At 55.9% G+C, this 25,860-nt stretch carries 16 protein-coding genes, 1 tRNA gene, 3 rRNA genes and 1 pseudogene; 4 read left to right on the top strand and 17 right to left on the bottom strand.

All coding sequences use genetic code 11. The features are described 5' to 3' along the window. The first annotated feature begins 21 nt into the window (after positions 1–21). On the top strand, positions 22–294 hold the full coding sequence (locus ACQG2Q_RS01435; RefSeq protein ID WP_045620921.1) for a DUF3811 domain-containing protein: 273 nt from the start codon (positions 22–24) through the stop codon (positions 292–294). Here the strand turns inward: ACQG2Q_RS01435 and rluF are convergent, their stop codons facing one another. From rluF to metH, 5 genes and pseudogenes are all read right to left on the bottom strand, one after another. After that, positions 295–1,167: a 23S rRNA pseudouridine(2604) synthase RluF gene (gene rluF / locus ACQG2Q_RS01430; protein WP_022646725.1), complete on the bottom strand. Its 873-nt coding sequence runs from the start codon at positions 1,165–1,167 to the stop codon at positions 295–297. A 54-nt stretch (positions 1,168–1,221) separates the two neighbouring features. Next, positions 1,222–1,383: a CcdB family protein gene (locus tag ACQG2Q_RS01425; protein WP_080394701.1), complete on the bottom strand. Its 162-nt coding sequence runs from the start codon at positions 1,381–1,383 to the stop codon at positions 1,222–1,224. A gap of 13 nt (positions 1,384–1,396) precedes the next feature. After that, positions 1,397–1,612: pseudogene (locus tag ACQG2Q_RS01420) on the bottom strand (type II toxin-antitoxin system CcdA family antitoxin); the annotation flags it as partial. 94 nt (positions 1,613–1,706) lie between these two features. Continuing rightward, complete coding sequence (locus ACQG2Q_RS01415; RefSeq protein WP_022646722.1) at positions 1,707–3,338, bottom strand: Na/Pi cotransporter family protein; 1,632 nt, start codon at positions 3,336–3,338, stop codon at positions 1,707–1,709. A gap of 217 nt (positions 3,339–3,555) precedes the next feature. Beyond that, positions 3,556–7,239 (bottom strand): methionine synthase, encoded by a 3,684-nt coding sequence (gene metH / locus ACQG2Q_RS01410; protein WP_023299082.1) that lies wholly within the window; start codon positions 7,237–7,239, stop codon positions 3,556–3,558. 193 nt (positions 7,240–7,432) lie between these two features. On the opposite strand from metH, the gene iclR reads away from it, so the two are divergent. After that, the gene (gene iclR, locus ACQG2Q_RS01405) at positions 7,433–8,260 is read left to right on the top strand and encodes a glyoxylate bypass operon transcriptional repressor IclR (protein WP_022646720.1); all 828 of its coding nucleotides are present in this window, start codon (positions 7,433–7,435) and stop codon (positions 8,258–8,260) included. Between the two features lie 506 nt (positions 8,261–8,766). Here iclR and aceK read toward each other — a convergent pair. The 8 genes from aceK to ACQG2Q_RS01365 form a co-directional block, all read right to left on the bottom strand. After that, the gene (gene aceK, locus ACQG2Q_RS01400; RefSeq protein WP_058677321.1) at positions 8,767–10,506 is read right to left on the bottom strand and encodes a bifunctional isocitrate dehydrogenase kinase/phosphatase; all 1,740 of its coding nucleotides are present in this window, start codon (positions 10,504–10,506) and stop codon (positions 8,767–8,769) included. Between the two features lie 49 nt (positions 10,507–10,555). Then, positions 10,556–11,860, bottom strand: coding sequence for an isocitrate lyase (aceA, locus tag ACQG2Q_RS01395; RefSeq protein WP_023299080.1), 1,305 nt, complete (start codon positions 11,858–11,860; stop codon positions 10,556–10,558). Between the two features lie 31 nt (positions 11,861–11,891). After that, positions 11,892–13,493 carry a malate synthase A gene (aceB, locus tag ACQG2Q_RS01390; RefSeq protein WP_023299079.1) on the bottom strand — a complete coding sequence of 534 codons (1,602 nt, stop codon included), beginning with the start codon at positions 13,491–13,493 and terminating at the stop codon, positions 11,892–11,894. 270 nt (positions 13,494–13,763) lie between these two features. Beyond that, positions 13,764–14,693, bottom strand: a complete 930-nt coding sequence (gene metA, locus ACQG2Q_RS01385) for a homoserine O-acetyltransferase MetA (RefSeq protein WP_022646716.1) — start codon at positions 14,691–14,693, stop codon at positions 13,764–13,766. 218 nt (positions 14,694–14,911) lie between these two features. Then, a 5S ribosomal RNA gene (gene rrf / locus ACQG2Q_RS01380) occupies positions 14,912–15,027 on the bottom strand. Between the two features lie 71 nt (positions 15,028–15,098). Further along, positions 15,099–18,003: ribosomal RNA gene (locus tag ACQG2Q_RS01375) — 23S ribosomal RNA — on the bottom strand. Between the two features lie 182 nt (positions 18,004–18,185). Continuing rightward, a tRNA-Glu gene (locus ACQG2Q_RS01370) sits at positions 18,186–18,261 on the bottom strand. A gap of 84 nt (positions 18,262–18,345) precedes the next feature. Continuing rightward, positions 18,346–19,887, bottom strand: a 16S ribosomal RNA gene (locus ACQG2Q_RS01365). The 16S, 23S and 5S rRNA genes sit together here with 1 tRNA gene alongside, the layout of an rRNA operon. A 560-nt stretch (positions 19,888–20,447) precedes the next feature. Between ACQG2Q_RS01365 and purH the strand changes: the two genes are divergently transcribed. Together purH and purD are read left to right on the top strand one after the other, a co-directional pair. Then, positions 20,448–22,037 carry a bifunctional phosphoribosylaminoimidazolecarboxamide formyltransferase/IMP cyclohydrolase gene (gene purH / locus ACQG2Q_RS01360; RefSeq protein ID WP_063850455.1) on the top strand — a complete coding sequence of 530 codons (1,590 nt, stop codon included), beginning with the start codon at positions 20,448–20,450 and terminating at the stop codon, positions 22,035–22,037. A gap of 15 nt (positions 22,038–22,052) precedes the next feature. Further along, positions 22,053–23,345 (top strand): phosphoribosylamine--glycine ligase, encoded by a 1,293-nt coding sequence (gene purD, locus ACQG2Q_RS01355; protein ID WP_096216876.1) that lies wholly within the window; start codon positions 22,053–22,055, stop codon positions 23,343–23,345. 47 nt (positions 23,346–23,392) lie between these two features. Here purD and ACQG2Q_RS01350 read toward each other — a convergent pair whose 3' ends face one another. The 4 genes from ACQG2Q_RS01350 to nfi all read right to left on the bottom strand — a co-directional run bounded on the left by ACQG2Q_RS01350 (position 23,393) and on the right by nfi (position 25,859). Further along, positions 23,393–24,085, bottom strand: coding sequence for a DUF1481 domain-containing protein (locus ACQG2Q_RS01350; RefSeq protein ID WP_063149674.1), 693 nt, complete (start codon positions 24,083–24,085; stop codon positions 23,393–23,395). 11 nt (positions 24,086–24,096) lie between these two features. Beyond that, positions 24,097–24,369, bottom strand: coding sequence for a nucleoid-associated protein HU-alpha (gene hupA, locus ACQG2Q_RS01345; protein ID WP_002445246.1), 273 nt, complete (start codon positions 24,367–24,369; stop codon positions 24,097–24,099). Between the two features lie 186 nt (positions 24,370–24,555). Then, positions 24,556–25,146: a YjaG family protein gene (locus ACQG2Q_RS01340; RefSeq protein WP_022646712.1), complete on the bottom strand. Its 591-nt coding sequence runs from the start codon at positions 25,144–25,146 to the stop codon at positions 24,556–24,558. Between the two features lie 41 nt (positions 25,147–25,187). Further along, positions 25,188–25,859 carry a deoxyribonuclease V gene (nfi, locus tag ACQG2Q_RS01335; protein ID WP_003862312.1) on the bottom strand — a complete coding sequence of 224 codons (672 nt, stop codon included), beginning with the start codon at positions 25,857–25,859 and terminating at the stop codon, positions 25,188–25,190. Position 25,860: the final 1 nt, after the last annotated feature.

Below are 25,860 nucleotides of genomic sequence, written 5' to 3'. Positions count from 1 at the left end.
CCCCATCAGGAGGCTTCAGCAATGGCTACACCACGTTTGACCCAGAAAGACATGACCGAAGCCGAGCAGCGCGAACTTAAAACGCTTCTCGACCGCGCCCGCATCGCGCATGGCCGCACGCTGACGAACGCCGAAACCAATCAGGTTAAAAAAGAGTACATCGATAAGCTGATGGCGCAACGTGATGCCGCGGCGAAAAAAGCCCGCAAGCTGAAAAAAGAGCTGGCGTATAAACCCGACGCAGAGGCGACTTTTTCCTGGTCCGCCAGCACATCAACCCGTGGAAGGCGCTAATCAGCGCCCTTTCTTTTTGCGCCCCGGCTGGGTAAAGCGTTTTCCGTTGCCCGGCTTGCCTCGCCCTTTCTCTTCCGCCTGCGGTGCCTTCACCACCGGACGCTTAATCGCCTGCGTTTTCGGTTTGGCTTTAGCTTTCGGCTTCGCTTCGGACGAGGAGTTCTCGATAAGTTTGAACAGCTCGATCAGCTCGTCATCCGTTAAGTCACGCCACTCGCCCAGCGGGATGCCAGACAGGCTGACGTTCATGATGCGCGTGCGTTCCAGCTTCGTCACTTCATAACCGAAGTACTCGCACATGCGGCGGATCTGGCGGTTCAGGCCCTGAACCAGCGTGATGCGGAACGCGAACGGTGCTTCTTTTTTGACTTTACACTTCTTCGTCACGGTGCCCAGAATCGGCACGCCAGCGCCCATCCCGCGGATGAACTCGTCCGTGACCGGCTTGTTCACCGTCACGATGTACTCTTTCTCGTGGTCGTTACCGGCACGCAGAATTTTGTTCACCAGATCGCCGTGGTTGGTGAGGAAAATCAGCCCCTGAGAGTCTTTATCCAGACGGCCAATCGGGAAAATGCGGCTGCTGTGGTTCACGAAATCAACAATGTTGTCCCGCTCGCCATCTTCCGTGGTGCTGACAATCCCAACCGGTTTGTTCAACGCGATAAACACCAGGTCTTCGGCATCACGCGGTTCGATGACCTGACCATTCACTTTCACCACATCGCCAGGTACCACCTGATCGCCAATGGTGGCGCGTTTGCCGTTAAGAAACACGTTACCCTGTTCAATGTAACGGTCAGCCTCGCGACGTGAGCAGATCCCGCTCTCGCTAATGTATTTGTTTAATCGGGTTGATTGAGTTGGCAGCATAGTTTCTCCTGTGAAGGGCGAAATATACCTTACCTTGCGCCTGACAAAAAAGTCCTAGTAACCGCTGATCAGAAAATCGAGTGCATCCCGCAATGAAGCACTGCTGTTAGTACGAGCGGCAACGCGTTCACCTAACTCTTTTAGCGATATGCCTGCCATCATGTGCATCATCACCACGTAGGGTTTTCCCGCGACCTCAACGGCGGGAGCGACCATAGAAGCTTTATTTTTCTTCAAGCCACTCTGCGCGCCGATGTTCACGAAATTGCTCCTGCAAAGCCGCCGTTAGCACGGCAGAAAGGTTAAGTTTAAGCCTTCGCGCCTCTTCAAGAATGTCCGGCGACAGGGAAACATTCACTGATTTTTTAATGCTATTAGCACCGCGCATGAGAACCCCCATTGGAATGCGCATGAACTGGCGAAGTGTAGCGTAATAATTGAGCACTTCCTATTCCCTTAAAAATGTAAGGGTTGAAGAATAAATTGCTCTTTATGGTAGTCACGCCTCACAAAACCGTTTTGCGAGGCGCTTTCAGAGATTAATACTCATCCCGCTCATCGTCTTCATCCGGCTGCTCCATCACGCTGTATGCCACCGCACAGAACAATGAGTTAAGACGCTTCATATCTCCCAGCAGCCCCAGGTGGAGCGAGCTGGTTTCGATACTCTGCACGTTCTGCTGGTGCAGACGCTCAACGTGGGCGTGCGAGTAGCGCCGGTTGAGGATGCGGAAACGGTGCTTGTTGCGGCGCAGGCGGCGCGCGCTCGGCACGTCGCTGGAGAAGAAGACCGACATCGCCAGCTTCAGGTTGCTGACCAGCTGTTCGTGCAGCGCTTCCAGCTCCTTCAGCCCTTCGACAGAAAACGCCCGACGTGCGGCCAGGGATTTGTCTGCGATTTCACTGCCCATACGCTCGACAATATCCGAAGCCTGCTCCAGGTTAAGCGACATCTCAATGATTTCCGCCCAGCGGCGCGACTCCTCTTCCGCCAGCTCGTCCTGGGGGATCCGTGCCAGATAGAGCTTGATGGCGGTATACAGCACGTTGATATCGTCCGCCAGCCTGCGCAGCTCTTTTTCTTCGCGCGGCTCGCCGTGCATCACCTTTTGCAACCCTTCCAGCATGGTTTCCATCGCGTCACCCATGCGCAGCGTTTCGCGGGCGGCATTCGCGATGGCCAGCGCGGGCGTGTCCAGCACCGAGGTGTCCAGATGCTTCGGTTTAAGGCGCGCGTCCAGCTCCGGTTCATCACGAATAAGCCGCTCGCAGAAGCGGGCCATCGGCGCGGCAAACGGCACCATCGCAAGACAGCGCACCAGGTTGTAGAAGACGTGAAAGTAGATCACCAGCTCCGCTTTCGGCAGAGAGAGGTTGTCCATCAGGTTCGCCAGCGGGTGCACAAACGGCAGAATGATCAGGCTACCCACCAGCTTGAAGAGCAAACTCCCCAGCGCCACCCGTCGGGCGGCAGCATTGGCTGCACTGTTGTTAAGCATCGCCAGCAGGCCAGAGCCAAGATTCGCACCGATGACCAGGCATAGCGCCACCGGGAAAGAGATCGCGCCCGCAGCGGTTAAGGTCGCCGTCAGGAGGACCGCTGCCAGGCTGGAGTAGCTGACAATGGCAAACACCGCGCCGATCAGCGCATCCAGCATAATATCGCCGGTTAACGAGGCGAAAATGACCTGCACACCGTTGGCCTGGGTAATCGGCGTAACTGCCTGCACAATCAGCTCCAGCGCTAGCAGGATCAGCCCGAGGCCAATACCGACGCGGCCAAGCTGCCCGGCACGGCTTTGCTTACGGCCGAGGAAGAAAATGACGCCAATAAAAATCAGCAGCGGCGACAGCCAGGAGAGATCGAAGGTCAGGATACGTGCCATCAGCGCGGTACCGACGTCGGCGCCAAGGACAATCACCAGCGCCGGGGCGAGTGCCACCAGATCCTGCGCCACGAACGAGGTGACGAGCATGGTGGTGGCGTTGCTGCTTTGCACCAGCGCCGTGACGCCAATACCCGCACAGAAGGCGAGCGGCTTCTTCTCAACGCTGCCGCTGAGAACAGTACGTAAACGTGCGCCAAACACGCGCATCACGCCGGTACGAACGATATGGGTGCCCCATACCAGCAGTGCGACTGCGGAGAGCAGGTGTAACAACGTCAACACAGTGGGTTTTCCTCCTTATCGTTATCTGTTTTCCTGAGGCTTGTTGCGCGTTATCTTGCCGGATGGCGGCTACGCCTTATCCGGCCTACGCGCAGGCCCGGTCAGCGCAGCGCCGCCGGGCAATATAGTAAGAACTTTATTCCAGTATAAGGGTTTAAACGTAAGAAAGAGACAAGGCACCATAGCGGTGCCCTGTTTGTTGTAAGGAAAAGTGACGTTAGTCTGCGTCGTAGCCTAAATTCGGCGCCAGCCAGCGTTCCACCTCAGACACGCTCATGCCTTTTCGCAGGGCGTAGTCTTCAATCTGATCCCGCTGAAGCTGTGCCACGGCGAAGTACTTGCTGTCCGGGTGGCTGAAATACCAGCCGGAAACGGACGCGCCCGGCCACATGGCGAACGACTCGGTAAGTTTCATGCCGGTATGCGCTTCCACGTCGAGCAGTTTCCAGATAGTGCCCTTCTCGGTGTGTTCCGGGCAGGCCGGATACCCCGGCGCCGGACGAATGCCCTGGTAGTTTTCGCGGATCAGCTCCTCGTTGCTGAGATTCTCATTCGCCGCGTAGCCCCAGTGCACCTTACGTACGCGCTCGTGGAGGTACTCAGCAAAGGCTTCCGCCAGGCGATCGGCGATCGCTTTCACCATGATTTTGTTGTAATCATCGTGCTGTGCGTCGTACGCGTCCGCCAGCGCGTCTTCTTCCAGACCGCCGGTCACCGCAAAGGCGCCGATATAGTCGGCTTTACCGGAGAGTTTCGGTGCGACGAAATCCGCCAGGCAGTAGTTGGCAAAGCCCACTTTCTCGGTTTGCTGGCGCAGATGGTGGCTCACGGCCAGCACATGGGTGCGGGTTTCATCGCGGTAAATTTCAACATCGTCGCCCACGCGGTTCGCCGGGAACAGCCCCACCACGCCGCGCGGGTTGAGGGCTTTCTCTGCGCTCAGTCTGTCGAGCATATCGTTGGCATCTTTAAACAGGCGTTTCGCCTCTTCGCCTACTACCTCATCTTCAAGAATGCGCGGATATTTGCCCGCCAGCGACCAGGTCATGAAGAACGGCGTCCAGTCGATGTAGTTACGCAGCGTTTCGATGCTGGCCGTCACCTCCTGCACGCCCAGACGGTGCGCGACCGGCGGCGTATAGCTGGACCAGTCGAACGCCAGATCGTTATCGCGCGCCGCCTGAAGCGAAACCGGCGGCGTGCGCGGTTTCTTACGTCCATGCTGAATGCGGACGGTTTCATACTCTTTGCGGGTGCGGGCGACAAAGTCATCGCGCTGGGTGTCAGACAGCAGCGCGGAGACCACGCCCACGGTGCGCGAGGCGTTTTGGACATACACCGTCGGCCCACTGTAGTTCTGCTCGATTTTCACTGCGGTGTGGGCTTTCGAGGTGGTTGCCCCGCCAATCAGCAGCGGAATAGTGAAGCCCTGGCGCTCCATCTCTTTTGCCACGTTGACCATTTCGTCCAGCGACGGCGTAATCAGCCCGGAAAGACCAATCAGATCCGCATTCACTTCGCGAGCGGTCCTGAGGATTTTATCCGCCGGGACCATCACGCCAAGATCGATAATTTCGTAGTTATTGCATTGCAGTACCACGCCGACAATGTTTTTGCCGATGTCGTGCACGTCGCCCTTCACGGTGGCAATGACCATCTTACCATTACTGGAGCCCTTCTCTTTGCTGGCTTCGATAAACGGCTCAAGATAAGCCACGGCCTGCTTCATGACGCGGGCGGATTTCACCACCTGCGGCAGGAACATTTTGCCCTCGCCGAACAGATCGCCGACCACGTTCATGCCGTCCATCAGCGGCCCTTCGATCACTTCAATCGGACGGGCTGCCTGCTGACGCGCTTCCTCGGTATCCTGCTCAATGAACTCAGTAATGCCTTTTACCAGCGAGTATTCCAGACGCTTTCTCACATCCCAGGAACGCCATTCGGCCTGCTGAACGTTGGCTGATTCGTCAGCTTTACTGCCGCGGTATTTTTCCGCCAGATCCAGCATGCGTTCGGTGGCGTCGTCGCGACGGTTGAGGATCACATCTTCTACTGCGTCGCGTAGTTCTGCGGGCAGGTCGTCGTAAATCGCCAGCTGTCCGGCGTTAACGATCCCCATGTCCATCCCGTTGCGGATGGCATAGTAGAGGAACACGGCGTGGATGGCCTCACGCACCGGGTCGTTGCCGCGGAACGAGAACGAGACGTTCGACACGCCGCCGGAAATTAGCGCATGCGGTAGCTCGCGTTTTATGTCTTCACACGCGCCGATAAAGTCCTGGGCGTAGTTGTTGTGCTCTTCAATGCCGGTTGCGACAGCAAAGATGTTCGGGTCGAAAATAATGTCTTCCGGCGGGAAGCCCACCTCTTCGGTCAAAATTTTGTACGCCCGGCGGCAAATCTCAATTTTGCGCTCGCGGGTATCGGCCTGGCCCACTTCATCGAAGGCCATCACCACCACGGCGGCCCCGTAGCGACGCACCAGCTTCGCGTGGTGGATAAAGGTATCGACACCCTCTTTCATTGAGATGGAGTTAACGATGCCTTTGCCCTGAATGCACTTCAGCCCCTTTTCGATGACGTCCCATTTGGAAGAGTCAATCATGATCGGCACGCGGGCGATATCCGGCTCACCGGCAATCAGGTTGAGGAAACGCACCATCGCCGCTTCGGCGTCGAGCATCCCCTCGTCCATGTTGATATCGATAATCTGCGCGCCGCTCTCCACCTGCTGGCGGGCAACGTCCAGCGCTTCGCTGTACTTCTCTTCTTTGATCAGGCGCTTGAACTTCGCAGAACCGGTAACGTTAGTACGTTCACCCACGTTCACAAACAGGCTGTCGTCGCCGATGGTCAACGGCTCAAGGCCGGACAGACGGCAGGCTACCGGAAGCTCGGGTAACTTGCGCGGTGCAAGCCCGGCGACGGCGCGGCTCATGGCGGCGATATGCTCCGGCGTGGTGCCGCAGCAGCCGCCGACGATGTTGAGGAAGCCAGATTCGGCCCACTCGCGGATTTGCGCCGCCATGGTGTCGGCATCCAGATCGTACTCACCGAATGCATTCGGCAGACCGGCGTTCGGGTGGGCGGTGACGTAGCACTCTGCGATGCGCGAAAGCTCCTGCACGTACTGGCGCAGCTCGTCCGGCCCCAGCGCGCAGTTCAGGCCGAAGGAGAGCGCTTCGGCATGGCGCAGAGAGTTATAAAACGCTTCGGTTGTCTGGCCGGAAAGCGTGCGCCCCGAGGCATCGGTGATGGTGCCGGAAATCATGATCGGCAGGTCAACACCCAGCGCCTCGAACTCCTCTTTCACCGCGTAAATTGCAGCTTTGGCGTTGAGAGTGTCGAATACGGTTTCAATCAGGATCAGGTCGGAACCGCCTTCCACCAGCGCTTTAGTGGACTCACGATACGCGGCCACCAGTTGGTCAAAGGTGATATTGCGGAAGGCTGGATCGTTCACGTCCGGAGAAATCGACGCGGTGCGGTTGGTCGGACCCAGCACCCCAGCAACATAGCGCGGCTTGTCCGGCGTGCGGGCCGTCCACTCGTCGGCGCAGGCGCGGGCGAGTTTCGCCGCTTCAAAGTTGATCTCCGCCGACAGGGATTCCATCTGGTAATCCGCCATGGCGATGGTTGTCGAGTTGAAGGTGTTGGTTTCTACAATATCCGCACCCGCTTCGAAGTAGGCGTTGTGGATATCCCTGATGACAGAGGGTTTGCTCAACACCAGCAGGTCATTGTTTCCTTTCAGGTCACAAGGCCAGTCGGCAAAGCGCTCGCCGCGGAAATCGTCTTCACTCAGACGATAGCCCTGGATCATGGTGCCCATGCCGCCGTCCAGCACCAGAATTCGTTCATTTAACTGCGCACGCAGTTGCTCTACTTTGCTGCTCACACTTGCTCCCGACAACGTTCAACATGGCCAAAAGGCTGCGTTCCATACTGGCATAATCTCTAAGGGTCGAAAAGTCACACAGCGGTAACATGAGACATGTTCACTATCACTCCTCCGATCAGTCAGGAAAGCGGTTGCAAAACCACCAAATAAAACGAAAATGATTTCCACGATACAGAAAAAGGAGTTCGTCATGGTTACGACCGTTCCCGCTAAACGCGGCAGAAAACCTGCTGCAACCACCGCTGCACAACCTGGCGGACAGGTTCAATCCCTGACGCGCGGCCTGAAGCTGCTGGAATGGATAGCCGAATCGCATGGTAGCGTGGCCCTGACAGAGCTGGCGCAGCAGGCTGGCCTGCCGAACTCCACCACGCACCGTCTGCTGACCACCATGCAGCAGCTGGGCTTCGTGCGTCAGGTGGGCGAGCTGGGACACTGGGCGGTGGGCGCACATGCGTTTATTGTCGGCAGCAGCTTCCTGCAAAGCCGCAACCTGCTGGCGATTGTCCACCCGATTCTGCGCAAGCTGATGGAGGAGTCCGGCGAGACGGTAAACCTGGCCGTGCTGGATCAGAGCGATCATCAGGCGATTATCATCGACCAGGTGCAGTGTACGCAGCTGATGCGCATGTCCGCACCGATTGGCGGCAAGCTGCCGATGCATGCCTCTGGCGCAGGGAAAGCGTTTCTCTCGCAGCTTAGCGAAGAGCAGGTGACGGGTCTGCTGCACCGTAAAGGTCTGCACGCCTACACCCACGCCACCCTGGTGTCGCCGGTGCATCTGAAAGAAGATCTGGCTCTGACCCGCAAGCGCGGCTATTCGTTTGATGACGAAGAACATGCCCTCGGGCTGCGCTGCCTCGCGTCCTGTATTTTCGACGAACACCGCGAGCCGTTTGCCGCCATCTCCATCTCCGGGCCGATTTCACGTATGACCGACGACCGCGTCACCGAGCTGGGTGCGCTGGTGATTAAGGCCGCAAAAGAGGTGACGCTGGCGTATGGTGGGATTCGCTAGGATTGAGAGCGGTCTGGTGCCCTCACCCCGGCCCTCTCCCTGTGGGCTGAGGGTTCCCCACAAATTAATGCGAGCACTGAGCAATCCCCTCGCCCCTCCGGGGAGAGGGTTAGGGTGAGGGGAACATACGGCGGTGGTGGTCATTCCGTTCACTTTATGTTCCTTGCTACTCTGTAACGACATGACCGGTGAACGTGCCAGGGTGGCTCAGTCGCCACCACCCTGGCGACCCGGGCTCCCGGCGGTAAATCGCCGCTTCGCGGTGCCCTCGGCTTATTCCTTCCGGCTTATCGGGTACGGGCGGAGGCAACGTCCCTGTAAAGCCGCCCTCTCGGCGCATCCCTGCGCCTCGCCCCGGCCGGAAGGCAAACGCCTCAGCGATTTACAGCCGGACCAGGGCATCGCTGACAGCCCTCAGTCATTTAGAAAGCAACTTTATTGCTTCTGCATAAAAAAATTACTGGGGATCCCTCAGCCCACAGGGAGAGGGAGAAAACATGATGCCCTTACCCTGCGGGAGAGGGAGAAAAGCGGATGCAAAACCGCTGCTTGCGGCGGTAAGCGTAGACATCTTCCACGTGCCCGTTTTTAATCCGCGTTTGCAGCCCGCGCCAGTAGCTGGCGCGGAACAGATCGGCATGCATCTCTTCAAATAACGGCCCGATGCGTGGGTCCGCACACAGCCAGTGGCGAAACTCCTCCGGAAACACATCGCCCGGCGAGACGCTGTACCACGGCTCGCTGGACAGTTCATCTTCCGGGTAGCGCGGCGGCGGGATATCGCGGAAGTTCACCTCGGTCATGTAGCAAATTTCATCGTAATCGTAGAACACCACCCGCCCGTGACGGGTGACGCCGAAGTTTTTAAACAGCATATCCCCGGGGAAAATATTGGCAGCGGCGAGCTGGCGGATGGCGTTGCCGTACTCTTCGATGGCATCACGTAAAGCCTGGCCCTCTGACTGTTCCAGCCAGATATTTAGCGGCACCATACGGCGCTCAATGTAGAGATGGCTGATCGCAATCTTATCGCCAAGATCGGTAATTTTCGTCGGCGCTTCCTGCATTAACAGCGTCATTAGCGCCGGATCGATCTGCTGCTTATCCAGCACAAAGTTTTCAAACTCCTGGGTATCGGCCATTCGCCCGACGCGATCGTGCTCTTTTACCAGCTGATAGCAGGCACGGACGTGGGCTGCGGTCATCTCTTTCTGCGGGGCGAATTTATCCTTAATCACCTTAAACACCCGGTCGAATCCCGGCAGTGTGAAAACCAGCATCACCATGCCGCGGATACCCGGCGCTTCGATAAACTGCTCATCAGCCGTGGTGACATAACGCAGGTATTCCCGATAACTCTCCGTTTTGGCATGCTTCTGACAGCCAATCGCCATATACAGCTCGGCGGTGGTTTTGCCCGGCAGGATCTCGCGCAGCCACTCCACCAGGGCGGCGGGCAGCGGGGCGTAGACCATGAAATAGGAGCGGGCGAAGCCAAATACGATACTCGCCTCAGCGCTGGTAGTCAGGCAGGTATCGACAAACAGTTCGCCGTCGTCGGTACGGTGAATGGGCAGCAGAAACGGCACGATGGCTGTCGGCGTAACCAGTTTACCCACCAGCCAGGCGGCCTTATTCCGGTAGAAAAGCTCGTTGGCAACCTGCAAATGGCTGCGGCTGAGCACCGCCTCACCGAAGGTTTCACTGAGATACGCGTGGATATAGCCGATATCCCGGGGTTTATTCTGCCACGGCAGGCGCAGCGGCAAATCCGTTAAGACGCGGTGCAGGAGCTTTTCCCAGCCGCGATCGGGAAAGAAATCTTTCGCCAGCGGACGCGGAATGGTACGGAAGCGTCGCTCGGGCTGGGAGCTGAAGATAAATAACCGCTCAGGAGATAATGAGCGGTGGTCAAATAACCGGCAATAGACGGAGTTAAAAAAGCTCTCCGCAATCTCGAAGCGCGGGTAGTCGGGTAACAGATGGGTGTAATGCTCTTTCACGCGCAGTAAAAATTCCGCATCCGGGCTTTTACCGTCGGTGATACAGCGCAGTTGTTCCACCACCAGACCTACATGGTGATCATAAAGATGGATACGCTGCTTCATGGCCTGCTGAACCGCATGCCAGTCGGCGTGCTCAAAACGCTGTTGCGCGCCAGAGGTAACTTCCAGAAAGCGGCCATACTGGGCATCGAAGCCCTGCAAAATAGTTTGGGCTATCAGTAATTCCAGACCACGCGACATATATTCCCCCTCACCCCAACCCTCTCCCCGGGGGGGAGAGGGGGAAAGATCAGAACTGTGCTTCTTCCGTTGAGCCCGTTAATGCCGTGACGGAGGAAGTCCCGCCCTGAATAATCGTGGTCACATTATCGAAATAGCCGGTTCCCACCTCCTGCTGGTGCGAAACGAAGGTGTAACCCTCTTTGCCCGCCGCAAATTCTGGCTGCTGTACCTTCTCAACATAGTGCTTCATGCCTTCGCCCTGTGCGTAGGCATGCGCCAGGTCGAACATGTTGAACCACATGCTGTGGATACCCGCCAGGGTGATGAACTGGTACTTGTAGCCCATATCCGACAGCTGCTGCTGGAAGCTGGCGATGGTCGTGTCGTCCAGATTTTTTTGCCAGTTGAAGGACGGTGAACAGTTATAGGCCAGCAGCTTGCCCGGATATTTCGCATGAATCGCATCGGCAAAGCGCTTCGCCAGCGCCAGATCCGGCGTGGAGGTTTCACACCAGACCAGGTCGGCGTAAGGGGCATACGCCAGGCCGCGGCTGATCGCCTGTTCAATACCGGCATGCGTGCGATAGAACCCTTCGCTGGTGCGTTCGCCGGTGATGAATTCGCTGTCGTACGGGTCGCAGTCAGAGGTGATCAGGTCCGCTGCGTCCGCATCGGTACGAGCAATGACCAGCGTCGGCACGCCGAGCACGTCAGCAGCCAGACGCGCGGCAACCAGCTTCTGGATCGCTTCCTGAGTTGGCACCAGCACTTTCCCGCCCATATGCCCACACTTCTTCACCGACGCCAGCTGATCTTCAAAGTGTACGGCCGCTGCACCGGCCTCAATCATGGATTTCATCAGCTCAAAGGCGTTCAGCACGCCGCCGAAACCGGCTTCCGCATCGGCGACGATCGGCAGGAAATAATCAGTAAAGCGCGGATCGTGGGGCTCAATGCCCGCCGCCCACTGGATCTGATCCGCACGGCGGAAGGTATTGTTGATCCGATCTACCACTGACGGCACCGAGTTCGCCGGATAAAGAGATTGATCCGGATACATGCTGGAGGCCAGGTTAGCATCCGCCGCGACCTGCCAGCCGGAAAGATAGATAGCTTCAATGCCGGCCTTCGCCTGCTGCAATGCCTGACCGCCAGTCAGTGCGCCGAGGCTGTTGATATAACCTTTTTTAGACCCCCCGTGCAGCAGATCCCACATTTTCGCCGCGCCGTTCTGCGCCAGCGTACACTCCGGGTTAACCGAGCCGCGTAACTTCACCACTTCCTCTGCGCTGTACGGACGGCGAATGCCTTCCCAGCGCGGTTGGGTCCACTCTTTTTGTAACTCTTCGATCTGTTGGGTACGGGTTTTCATGTGCAGATGCTCCATATTGTTATGTGGTGAATTACGCCAGGAAGCGGTAGCCCGGCAGGGTCAGGAAGTCGATTAAGTCATCAGAGGTGGTGATTTGCTCCATCAGGCGCGCAGCGTCATTAAAACGCCCGCTGCTGAAGCGGTGCTCGCCCAGTTCGTCCTGGATGACCCGCATCTCTTCGGCCAGCATCTGACGGAACAGGGCTTTGGTGACCGGTTTGCCGTTGCTGAGCGTTTTTTGATGATGGATCCACTGCCAGATGGAGGTACGTGAAATTTCCGCCGTGGCGGCATCTTCCATCAGGCCGTAGATCGGCACGCAGCCGTTGCCGGAGATCCATGCCTCGATGTACTGCACGGCGACGCGAATATTGGCGCGCATGCCCTCTTCCGTACGCTCGCCCGCACACGGCGCAAGCAACTGTTCTTCTGCGATTGGCGCATCGTCTTCACGGGTGACAAACAGCTGGTTTTTGTTGTCGCCGAGTACGCGGTTGAAGACCTCCATCGCCGTGTCGGCCAGACCGGGGTGGGCAATCCACGTCCCGTCGTGGCCGTTACGGGCTTCCAGCTCTTTATCGGCTTTCACCTTGTTGAGCACCTGGTTGTTACGCTCAGCATCTTTGCTCGGGATAAAGGCCGCCATACCGCCCATCGCAAAGGCGCCGCGTTTGTGGCAGGTCTTAATCAGCAGGCGCGAGTAGGCGCTGAGGAAGGGTTTATCCATGGTGACAACCTGACGATCCGGCAATACCCGGTCGGCATGGTTTTTCAGGGTTTTGATGTAGCTGAAGATGTAATCCCAGCGGCCGCAGTTCAGGCCCACAATATGGTCACGCAGCGCATGGAGGATCTCATGCATCTGGAATACGGCTGGCAGGGTTTCAATCAGCAGCGTGGCCTTAATGGTGCCGCGCGGCAGGCTGAAGCGGTCTTCTGCGTAGCTGAAGACTTCACTCCACCACGCCGCTTCCTGCCAGGACTGGGTTTTCGGCAGATAGAAATAGGGGCCGCTGCCTTTCGCCAGCAGGTTCTTATGGTTGTGGAAGAAGTACAGCGCAAAGTCGAACAGGCTGCCCGGAATCGCTTCTCCGCGCCACGTAACGTGTTTTTCAGGCAAATGCAGACCGCGTACGCGGCAGATCAGCACCGCCGGATTCGGTTTGAGCTGGTAAATTTTACCGGCTTCGTTGGTATAGCTGATGGTGCCGTTGACGGCGTCGCGCAGGTTGATCTGCCCGTCGATAACTTTCTGCCAGTCCGGCGCGAGGGAATCTTCGAAGTCCGCCATAAATACTTTGACGTTGGCATTCATGGCGTTAATCACCATTTTGCGCTCTACCGGGCCGGTGATCTCTACGCGACGATCCTGTAAATCTTCAGGGATTCCGCGAATTTTCCATTCACCATGACGAATGGAAGCGGTTTCCGAAATAAACCCTGGCAACTTGCCGTTATCGATCTCCTGCTGTTGATGAATGCGTGCCGCCAGCAGTTTATTACGCTGTGGCGTAAAGCGAGTCACCAGTTCAGTCAGAAACTCTACCGCTTCTGCCGTCAAAACTTGCTGTTCTTGCTCGCCATTCGGCTGGGTAAAGGTCAGTTCATCGACCGTTGTTGCCTGTTGAGTCATCGTTCTGCTCCTCATCAAAGATCCAAAATCACGCCCCCGATGCGAGCGAAAGATCGTTGTGTAGTTTTCGCTCAGCAGAATTAAGACTATCTATAATTTTTCCAAAATCAAAAACAATTTCCATTTTAATTCATATCCAATCACAACTGTATGATTAATATGGGATTAAAGTTTTTCACGATGTTGAGTTGGTTTTCGGAAATAAAAAAGGCACCCGAAGGTGCCTGATGTGAATAGCTGAAACGCTTTAGGATCGTTTAATGCAGACGATTACTCCAGCGTCGGATTCATGTGGCGCAGATCGTACGGCGTAATCTGGTAGACGTAATAGTTGAGCCAGTTAGTGAACAGCAGATTTCCGTGACTACGCCAGGTTGCCCGAGGCGTGTTTTGCGGATCGTTTTTCGGGAAATAGTTGTACGGGACATCCGGATTCAGACCCGCTTCAACGTCACGAAAATACTCTGACGCGAGGGTATGCGGATCGTACTCAGGATGGCCGGTAACGAACGCGATGCGTTTGTCTTTACTGGCGAACAGGTAGGCATCGCCGTCTTCCGTTTCGGCCAGGATTTCCAGGTCGGTGTAATCGCGGATCAGCTGTGCCGGAAAATCGGCGTAGCGAGAATGCGGAGCCAGGAAAGTGTCATCGAAACCACGCGTCAGCAGCGCATGCGGGTGAAGAATGTGGTGTTCGTATACGCCAGAAAGTTTGTCGCTGCGGGTTTGCTTGGGAATGCCATAGAGGATATTCAGCGCGGCCTGTACCGCCCAACAGACAAATAAGGTGGACGTGACGTGATCTTTTGCCCACTCCAGCACCTGCCTGATTTGTGGCCAGTAGGCAACGTCATTAAATTCCACCAGACCCAGCGGTGCGCCGGTGACGATCAGTCCATCGAAATTCTCATCGCGAATATCTTCAAAATTACAGTAGAAGTTATTCAGATGCTCAGCAGGCGTGTTGCGTGACTCACGGGCGTCAATGCGCAGCAGCTGGATATCAACCTGAAGCGGAGAGTTGGAGAGCAAACGCAGGAACTGGTTCTCCGTTTCGATCTTTTTTGGCATCAGATTGAGAATAAGCACCTTCAGCGGGCGAATTTCCTGACCTGTCGCACGCGAAGCCGTCATGACGAAGACATTCTCTTCACGCAAGAAATTGACGGCTGGTAGCTCGTCCTGCACCCGAATCGGCATAACCTTAAATCCTCACAACATACGTATAAACGTTTAGACATCCAGACAGCTAACGATACCCAGAAACGGGGTTAATGTCGAGTCTGCAAGCGAAAGGTGAGAAAGTTTCAAGGAGGGAAAGCATGTAGGGCGGGTAAGGTGGGGCCACCACCCGACTTTTCAGAACGCACAAAGCAAAAAACCCCGCACCTTCCGGTACGGGGTTCTTCCTGATTGATGCCTGGCAGTTCCCTACTCTCACATGGGGAGACCCCACACTACCATCGGCGCTACGGCGTTTCACTTCTGAGTTCGGCATGGGGTCAGGTGGGACCACCGCGCTAAAGCCGCCAGGCAAATTCTGTTAATCTGTATCAGGCTGAAAATCGTGTCTGTCTCTCTTCGCCAAAACAGCTTCGGCGTTGTAAGGTTAAGCCTCACGGTTCATTAGTATCGGTTAGCTCAACGCATCGCTGCGCTTACACACCCGACCTATCAACGTCGTCGTCTTCAACGTTCCTTCAGGAGACTTAAAGTCTCAGGGAGAACTCATCTCGGGGCAAGTTTCGTGCTTAGATGCTTTCAGCACTTATCTCTTCCGCATTTAGCTACCGGGCAGTGCCATTGGCATGACAACCCGAACACCAGTGATGCGTCCACTCCGGTCCTCTCGTACTAGGAGCAGCCCCCCTCAATTCTCCAGCGCCCACGGCAGATAGGGACCGAACTGTCTCACGACGTTCTAAACCCAGCTCGCGTACCACTTTAAATGGCGAACAGCCATACCCTTGGGACCTACTTCAGCCCCAGGATGTGATGAGCCGACATCGAGGTGCCAAACACCGCCGTCGATATGAACTCTTGGGCGGTATCAGCCTGTTATCCCCGGAGTACCTTTTATCCGTTGAGCGATGGCCCTTCCATTCAGAACCACCGGATCACTATGACCTGCTTTCGCACCTGCTCGCGCCGTCACGCTCGCAGTCAAGCTGGCTTATGCCATTGCACTAACCTCCTGATGTCCGACCAGGATTAGCCAACCTTCGTGCTCCTCCGTTACTCTTTGGGAGGAGACCGCCCCAGTCAAACTACCCACCAGACACTGTCCGCAACCCGGATTACGGGTCTACGTTAGAACACCAGCCATTAAAGGGTGGTATTTCAAGGTTGGCTCCACGCAGACTGGCGTCCACGCTTCAAAGCCTCCCACCTATCCTACACATCAAGGACCAGTGTTCAGTGTCAAGCTATAGTAAAGGTTCACGGGGTCTTTCCGTCTTGCCGCGGGTACACTGCATCTTCACAGCGAGTTCAATTTCACTGAGTCTCGGGTGGAGACAGCCTGGCCATCATTACGCCATTCGTGCAGGTCGGAACTTACCCGACAAGGAATTTCGCTACCTTAGGACCGTTATAGTTACGGCCGCCGTTTACCGGGGCTTCGATCAAGAGCTTCGCGTTGCCGCTAACCCCATCAATTAACCTTCCGGCACCGGGCAGGCGTCACACCGTATACGTCCACTTTCGTGTTTGCACAGTGCTGTGTTTTTAATAAACAGTTGCAGCCAGCTGGTATCTTCGACTGATTTCAGCTCCGCCCGCAGGGGCTTCACCTACATATCAGCGTGCCTTCTCCCGAAGTTACGGCACCATTTTGCCTAGTTCCTTCACCCGAGTTCTCTCAAGCGCCTTGGTATTCTCTACCTGACCACCTGTGTCGGTTTGGGGTACGATTTCGTGTTACCTGATGCTTAGAGGCTTTTCCTGGAAGCAGGGCATTTATCACTTCAGCACCGTAGTGCCTCGTCATCACACCTCAGCGTTAATAAGGTACCGGATTTACCTGGAACCTCCGCCTACATGCTTAAACCGGGACAACCGTCGCCCGGCTGACATAGCCTTCTCCGTCCCCCCTTCGCAGTAACACCAAGTACAGGAATATTAACCTGTTTCCCATCGACTACGCCTTTCGGCCTCGCCTTAGGGGTCGACTCACCCTGCCCCGATTAACGTTGGACAGGAACCCTTGGTCTTCCGGCGAGCGGGCTTTTCACCCGCTTTATCGTTACTTATGTCAGCATTCGCACTTCTGATACCTCCAGCACCCCTCACAGGACACCTTCAACGGCTTACAGAACGCTCCCCTACCCAACAACACATAGTGTCGCTGCCGCAGCTTCGGTGCATGGTTTAGCCCCGTTACATCTTCCGCGCAGGCCGACTCGACCAGTGAGCTATTACGCTTTCTTTAAATGATGGCTGCTTCTAAGCCAACATCCTGGCTGTCTGTGCCTTCCCACATCGTTTCCCACTTAACCATGACTTTGGGACCTTAGCTGGCGGTCTGGGTTGTTTCCCTCTTCACGACGGACGTTAGCACCCGCCGTGTGTCTCCCGTGATAACATTCTTCGGTATTCGTAGTTTGCATCGGGTTGGTAAGCCGGGATGGCCCCCTAGCCGAAACAGTGCTCTACCCCCGAAGATGAGTTCACGAGGCGCTACCTAAATAGCTTTCGGGGAGAACCAGCTATCTCCCGGTTTGATTGGCCTTTCACCCCCAGCCACAGGTCATCCGCTAATTTTTCAACATTAGTCGGTTCGGTCCTCCAGTTAGTGTTACCCAACCTTCAACCTGCCCATGGCTAGATCACCGGGTTTCGGGTCTATACCCTGCAACTTAACGCCCAGTTAAGACTCGGTTTCCCTTCGGCTCCCCTATACGGTTAACCTTGCTACAGAATATAAGTCGCTGACCCATTATACAAAAGGTACGCAGTCACCCCATAAAGAGGCTCCCACTGCTTGTACGTACACGGTTTCAGGTTCTTTTTCACTCCCCTCGCCGGGGTTCTTTTCGCCTTTCCCTCACGGTACTGGTTCACTATCGGTCAGTCAGGAGTATTTAGCCTTGGAGGATGGTCCCCCCATATTCAGACAGGATACCACGTGTCCCGCCCTACTCTTCGAGTTCACAGCAAGTGTGCTTTCGTGTACGGGACTATCACCCTGTACCGTCGGACTTTCCAGACCGTTCCACTAACACACAAGCTGATTCAGACTCCGGGCTGCTCCCCGTTCGCTCGCCGCTACTGGGGGAATCTCGGTTGATTTCTTTTCCTCGGGGTACTTAGATGTTTCAGTTCCCCCGGTTCGCCTCGTTAACCTATGTATTCAGTTAACGATAGTGCAACGGATTGCACTGGGTTTCCCCATTCGGACATCGCCGGGTCAAAGGTTCATATCACCTCGCCGGCGCTTTTCGCAGATTAGCACGTCCTTCATCGCCTCTGACTGCCAGGGCATCCACCGTGTACGCTTAGTCGCTTAACCTCACAACCCGAAGATGTTTCACTTCTGATTGCGAAAATTTGAGAGACTCGAACACACATGAGCTGTGTGTCGTTTCAATTTTCAGCTTGATCCAGATTTTTAAAGAGCAAATATCTCAAACATGACTCGCAAGTCAGTTTTGAGATATGACGGCAGGTGACTTTCACTCACGAACCAGCAAGTGGCGTCCCCTAGGGGATTCGAACCCCTGTTACCGCCGTGAAAGGGCGGTGTCCTGGGCCTCTAGACGAAGGGGACGTACAGTCTCAATCGCAAGACGCCTTGCTATTTACTTTTCATCAGACAATCTGTGTGGACACTACAAAGGCAGGTTCTTTAAGGTAAGGAGGTGATCCAACCGCAGGTTCCCCTACGGTTACCTTGTTACGACTTCACCCCAGTCATGAATCACAAAGTGGTAAGCGCCCTCCCGAAGGTTAAGCTACCTACTTCTTTTGCAACCCACTCCCATGGTGTGACGGGCGGTGTGTACAAGGCCCGGGAACGTATTCACCGTGGCATTCTGATCCACGATTACTAGCGATTCCGACTTCATGGAGTCGAGTTGCAGACTCCAATCCGGACTACGACGCACTTTATGAGGTCCGCTTGCTCTCGCGAGGTCGCTTCTCTTTGTATGCGCCATTGTAGCACGTGTGTAGCCCTACTCGTAAGGGCCATGATGACTTGACGTCATCCCCACCTTCCTCCAGTTTATCACTGGCAGTCTCCTTTGAGTTCCCGGCCGGACCGCTGGCAACAAAGGATAAGGGTTGCGCTCGTTGCGGGACTTAACCCAACATTTCACAACACGAGCTGACGACAGCCATGCAGCACCTGTCTCAGAGTTCCCGAAGGCACCAAAGCATCTCTGCTAAGTTCTCTGGATGTCAAGAGTAGGTAAGGTTCTTCGCGTTGCATCGAATTAAACCACATGCTCCACCGCTTGTGCGGGCCCCCGTCAATTCATTTGAGTTTTAACCTTGCGGCCGTACTCCCCAGGCGGTCGACTTAACGCGTTAGCTCCGGAAGCCACGCCTCAAGGGCACAACCTCCAAGTCGACATCGTTTACGGCGTGGACTACCAGGGTATCTAATCCTGTTTGCTCCCCACGCTTTCGCACCTGAGCGTCAGTCTTTGTCCAGGGGGCCGCCTTCGCCACCGGTATTCCTCCAGATCTCTACGCATTTCACCGCTACACCTGGAATTCTACCCCCCTCTACAAGACTCTAGCCTGCCAGTTTCGAATGCAGTTCCCAGGTTGAGCCCGGGGATTTCACATCCGACTTGACAGACCGCCTGCGTGCGCTTTACGCCCAGTAATTCCGATTAACGCTTGCACCCTCCGTATTACCGCGGCTGCTGGCACGGAGTTAGCCGGTGCTTCTTCTGCGGGTAACGTCAATCGACAGGGTTATTAACCCTGTCGCCTTCCTCCCCGCTGAAAGTACTTTACAACCCGAAGGCCTTCTTCATACACGCGGCATGGCTGCATCAGGCTTGCGCCCATTGTGCAATATTCCCCACTGCTGCCTCCCGTAGGAGTCTGGACCGTGTCTCAGTTCCAGTGTGGCTGGTCATCCTCTCAGACCAGCTAGGGATCGTCGCCTAGGTGAGCCGTTACCCCACCTACTAGCTAATCCCATCTGGGCACATCCGATGGCAAGAGGCCCGAAGGTCCCCCTCTTTGGTCTTGCGACGTTATGCGGTATTAGCTACCGTTTCCAGTAGTTATCCCCCTCCATCAGGCAGTTTCCCAGACATTACTCACCCGTCCGCCACTCGTCAGCAAAGCAGCAAGCTGCTTCCTGTTACCGTTCGACTTGCATGTGTTAGGCCTGCCGCCAGCGTTCAATCTGAGCCATGATCAAACTCTTCAATTTAAGTTTGATGCTCGTGAATTAAACTTCGTAATGAATTACGTATGTTCACTCAGAGACTTGGTATTCATTTTTCGTCCGAGGACGTTAAGAATCCATGTCACTTTGAGTGCCCACACAGATTGTCTGATAAATTGTTAAAGAGCAGTTGCGACGCGCTTCAGCGCTCTGTCGCGAGGTGGCGTATATTACGCTTTCCTCTTTCAGAGTCAACCCGTTATTTCAGGATTTTTTCTCTTCAACCGACCGGGTAGTCTGTGAAGTGATTCACATCCGCCGTGTCGATGGAGGCGCATTATAGGGAGTTCTCCGCAGGCCGCAACCGCTAAATGACAGAAAAATGACTGACTGCTGCATTCCCCAGCAAAACCCCGCCTTATACCCTTTTACACACAGAGTTATCCACAGCGCTTCGAAAAAGTGAAAATATGCGAGCGTTGCGCAAACGTTTTCGTTAAAATGCTCGCGCTTAACAAGGAGGCCTCGTCAGGTGTGTTAGATGAGTTTTTCGCTGGAAAATTCATCTAACGCTCTCTGTAATCGTGAAATCCAGGGGATTTACCATGCAACAACGTCGTCCAGTCCGCCGCGCTCTGCTCAGTGTTTCTGATAAAGCCGGTATCATCGAATTCGCTCAGGCACTTTCCGCACGCGGTGTGGAGCTGCTTTCTACAGGCGGTACCGCTCGCCTGTTAGCAGAGAAAGGTCTGCCGGTAACCGAAGTGTCCGACTACACCGGTTTCCCGGAAATGATGGATGGACGCGTCAAAACCCTGCACCCGAAAGTGCACGGCGGCATTCTGGGTCGTCGCGGTCAGGACGACGGCATTATGGAGCAGCACAATATTGCCCCCATCGACATGGTTGTCGTTAACCTCTATCCCTTCGCCCAGACCGTCGCCCGCGAAGGCTGTTCTCTGGAAGATGCCGTAGAGAACATTGATATCGGCGGCCCGACCATGGTGCGCTCCGCAGCCAAGAACCATAAAGATGTGGCCATCGTGGTGAAGAGCAGCGACTACAGCGCCATTATTAATGAGATGGACGCCAACGAAGGGTCCCTGACGCTTGATACGCGTTTCGACCTCGCCATCAAAGCCTTCGAACACACCGCCGCGTACGACAGCATGATCGCCAACTACTTCGGTAGCCTGGTTCCTGCCTACCACGGTGAAAGCAAAGATCCATCTGGTCGCTTCCCGCGCACCCTGAACCTGAACTTCATTAAGAAGCAGGATATGCGCTACGGCGAGAACAGCCACCAGCAGGCAGCCTTCTATATAGAAGAAGAGGTGAAAGAAGCCTCTGTTGCGACTGCTCAGCAGGTACAGGGCAAAGCCCTCTCTTATAACAACATTGCCGATACCGACGCCGCGCTGGAATGCGTGAAAGAGTTCAGCGAGCCGGCCTGCGTTATCGTCAAGCACGCCAACCCATGCGGCGTCGCAGTAAGCACCTCCATTATGGATGCCTACGATCGCGCCTACAAAACCGACCCGACCTCCGCGTTCGGCGGCATTATCGCCTTCAACCGCGAGCTGGATGCGGAAACCGCGCAGGCCATCATCTCCCGTCAGTTTGTCGAAGTGATCATCGCGCCATCCGCATCCGAAGAAGCGCTGAAAATCACCGCGGCGAAACAGAACATGCGCGTGCTGGTTTGCGGTCAGTGGGCGGAACGCGTGCCGGGCCTGGACTTCAAGCGCGTGAACGGCGGTCTGCTGGTTCAGGATCGCGATTTGGGTATGGTGATAGAAGCCGACCTGCGCGTGGTGACCAAACGTCAGCCGACCGAACAGGAGCTGCGCGACGCGCTGTTCTGCTGGAAAGTGGCGAAGTTCGTGAAGTCTAACGCCATTGTTTACGCCAAAGAGAACATGACCATCGGGATAGGCGCAGGCCAGATGAGCCGCGTTTACTCTGCGAAAATCGCGGGTATTAAAGCAGGTGACGAAGGTCTGGAAGTCAAAGGTTCCGCCATGGCCTCTGACGCCTTCTTCCCGTTCCGCGACGGTATTGATGCGGCCGCTGCTGTGGGCATCACCTGTGTGATCCAGCCTGGCGGTTCAATCCGTGATGACGAAGTGATTGCCGCTGCCGACGAACACGGCATCGCAATGATCTTTACCGACATGCGCCACTTCCGCCATTAATTTCCGGAGCAGAAAATGAAAGTATTAGTGATTGGTAATGGCGGGCGCGAGCACGCCCTGGCGTGGAAAGCAGCGCAGTCTCCGCAGGTTGAAACCGTCTTTGTGGCACCGGGTAACGCCGGTACCGCACTGGAGCCCGCGCTACAGAACGTCGCCATCGGCGTAACCGATATCCCGGCGCTGCTGAGCTTTGCCCGGAACGAGAATATCGATCTGACGATTGTGGGCCCGGAAGCGCCGCTGGTGATCGGCGTTGTAGATGCCTTCCGCGCCGCGGGCCTGAAAATTTTCGGCCCAACGGAAGGTGCCGCACAGCTGGAAGGTTCAAAAGCCTTCACCAAAGATTTCCTCGCGCGTCATAACATCGCGACGGCGGAATATCAGAACTTCACCGAGGTAGAGCCTGCTCTGGCTTACCTGCGTGAAAAAGGCGCGCCGATTGTGATTAAAGCCGACGGTCTGGCTGCCGGGAAAGGCGTTATCGTGGCGATGACCCTTGAAGAAGCGGAAGCCGCTGTGCAGGATATGCTGGCGGGTAACGCCTTTGGCGATGCGGGCCACCGCATCGTGATTGAAGAGTTCCTCGACGGTGAAGAAGCGAGCTTTATCGTGATGGTTGACGGTGAGCACGTCCTGCCGATGGCCACCAGCCAGGATCACAAGCGCGTAGGCAATGCCGACACGGGTCCAAACACCGGCGGGATGGGTGCTTACTCCCCTGCTCCGGTGGTCACTGACGAAGTACACCAGCGCACCATGGACCGCATCATCTGGCCAACCGTAAAAGGGATGGCGGCGGAAGGCAATACCTACACCGGTTTCCTCTACGCAGGCCTGATGATCGACAAGCAGGGTAACCCGAAGGTGATTGAATTCAACTGCCGCTTCGGCGATCCGGAAACTCAGCCGATCATGCTGCGCATGAAGTCCGATCTGGTTGATCTGTGTCTGGCGGCGTGCGAAGGCAAGCTGAATGAGAAAACTTCCGAGTGGGACGAGCGTGCCTCTTTAGGTGTGGTGATTGCTGCGGGTGGCTATCCGGGTAGCTACAACACCGGGGATGAGATCCACGGCCTGCCGCTGGAAGAGATTGACGGTGCGAAGGTGTTCCACGCCGGTACAAAGCTCTCTGACGATGACCGCGTGCTCACTAATGGTGGACGCGTGCTGTGTGCGACCGCACTGGGTCATACCGTGGCAGAGGCGCAGAAGCGCGCCTATGCGTTGATGGCGGATATTCACTGGAACGGCAGCTTCAGCCGCCAGGATATCGGCTATCGTGCCATTGCGCGGGAGCAGGGGGAGTAATTTCCCCCTCACCCTAACCCTCTCCCTCAAGGGAGAGGGGACTTAAATCAAAAACTCTTTTCTGTCGGCTGCCAGGTGCAGAAATCTTCGTTCGCCACCAGCAACAGCTGAGAGCCTTCCGGCGCTTCCAGCCATGCCACACTCACCTCCATAGATGAATGCCGCTGACGACGCTGAATGTGTTCGGTTGCCCAGGATTCAAGCTCAGGCTTCACTGTCTGCCCTTCGCAGGTGGTCACCGTGCCGTCGGCATGCCAGCGCCCCTGGCGCAGCACCACGCGGCCCTGACGCAGCGCATCGCTGGTCTGGCGAAGTTGTTCAGCACGGTAGCGGTAGAGCGCGACCTGATCGCTGGAAAGCTGCTGTTTCAGTCCACTGACCTCATGCTGCATAAAGCTCAGCTCGCCGTGGTCGTCAAAACGCACCTTCACGTGTTCGGGAGTCTTACTGTAGATATTCAGTTCAATGAGCGACAGCGCATCGCCCTGCCAGCGGTATTCTGCGGTCGAGGTATTGCCGTTATGCCACGGACTGAACGCGGTAAGCATATGCACTTCATCGCTGGAATCTTTGCGCCAGATCCTGACCGCACCCTGGTTGTCAGCGTAGCCGCTGGCGGTAAACGGGGGGAGTGAGGAATCATGACTACAGGCAGACAGCAACAGTACGCCTGCCAGCGCGAGCGGTCCACGCCAGAATGACAAAAGGGGCGTTGCCGCCCCTTCGTTAAAACTGTTCACTGCCACGCGTCTTACTTAACTGCGTCTTTCAGTGCTTTACCAGAAACAAATGCCGGCACGTTAGCTGCGGCGATTTTGATTTCTTTACCGGTCTGCGGGTTGCGGCCAGTACGCTCAGCGCGGTGGTTCACTTTGAAGGTACCGAAACCAACCAGTTGTACAGCATCGCCTTCTTTCAGAGACTCAGTAATAGCAGCCAGGGTAGATTCCAGAGCAGCTTTAGCCTGCACTTTAGACAGATCAGCCTTGTCCGCAATTACATCAATCAGTTGAGTCTTGTTCATAAGTTATCCTTTCAATGTGTTTATCGCTTGCTAAGCATCGAGTGCGACGAAAATGCCAAAAAAGCACTCTCCTGCATACACGCACCGATAGCCACTTTTTTTCGCCCCCCAAATGTAGACCAGACGGGGGGCGAAAGGGAAGAGTCGAGGAGTGACAAAACAGGCGTTAAATCACGTTTTGTTGTCTCATTGGTTAAAAATTATACCAATATTGCTCTCGCCGGCCTCGCGCAGGTCCGCGCGAAGCCCTTTGATCAGCTCAATATCACGTTCTTCACACTCCGCCAGCAGACGGAAAATTTCCCACTGAATATCCCATTCCTGTTCAACCGCCGGGTTAGCACGCAGCTCTTCGTCGGTCATTTCACGGCCTTCCTGGGTCATTTCCAGCATCGCGACGGTGGTGATGGATGCCTTACTGACTTCAATGGCGTGCTCCAGGGTTTCACCGCTCAGACGGGAGTGGATCAGCTCGCTCAACGCCACACAGGCATCGATAGCCGGGTAGACGCCATACAGGTCGTAATCGTCCGCCGCAGGAATTGCCTCTTCCAGCTTTTCAAGCTGAGAGTCGAAGTTTACCTTTGCGTCTTTGACCGTCAGCGTCTCCCAGATCAAATCCAGGATACGTCGATAAATCTGGCCTTCGCCAAACTCCGTTTGCTTACAGAACGCGGCATAGTTGGGGTACATGCGCTCGCACAGGCAAGCCATAAACGTCACGTGCTGCCAGCTTTCCAGCTTCTCAAGGCGCAGATGAATCGGGTTTTGTAACATGATGATGTCTCGAATCGAAAATTAGCCGCAGTTTACCTGAATCACGGCTGAATTTCCTGCCAACGAATGAATGCCGGACGTGAAGAGGCAACGGCGTCAGCCCAGCGGGTAGGCTCAGGTAAGCGGTAGCCCTTCATACAGCGTTGCACCCACGCCAGGGCGCTGTCCATGCTGACCCGATGCCCGGTTGCGATAAACAGCGGATTGCAGCGCGCTTTACTGCGCCAGACCCACGCCAGCTGCTCGCCTTTATGGATAAGCGGCGCCAGCGCGCCCGGTTCGGCAGAGAGCGGCTCAAACGCGCCGCACAGGCGTTTTTTCGCCACGCCGATGGTCGGCACGTCTACCAGCAGACCAAAGTGGCTGGCAACGCCCAGGCGACGCGGATGGGAGATGCCGTGCCCATCCACAAACAGCAGATCGGGTTTTTGCGAGAGTTGCTCCCACGCGGCCAGCAGCGCGGGATATTCGCGGAAGGAGAGAAAGCCGGGGATATAGGGCATGGTGGTGGCGATACGCGCCACCTTGTACTCCACCAGCTCCAGCGACGGGTATTTCAGCACCACCATCGCCGCTCGCGTCACTTCACCGCCTTGCTCAAACCCGACATCCGCCCCGCCAATGTATCGCGGAGGGTCCGTATCCAGACGATCCTCGCGGATCACCGATGAAGCCAGTTCGATTTGCTGAGCGCGTAGCGACGCGAGATCCATA

The organism is Enterobacter cloacae complex sp. 370H10 (assembly GCF_050031535.1).
GTDB classification, from domain to species: Bacteria; Pseudomonadota; Gammaproteobacteria; order Enterobacterales; family Enterobacteriaceae; genus Enterobacter; species Enterobacter intestinihominis.
Note: the sequence above shows the minus strand (reverse complement) of the source record. Positions and strands in the feature narration are given on the sequence as shown.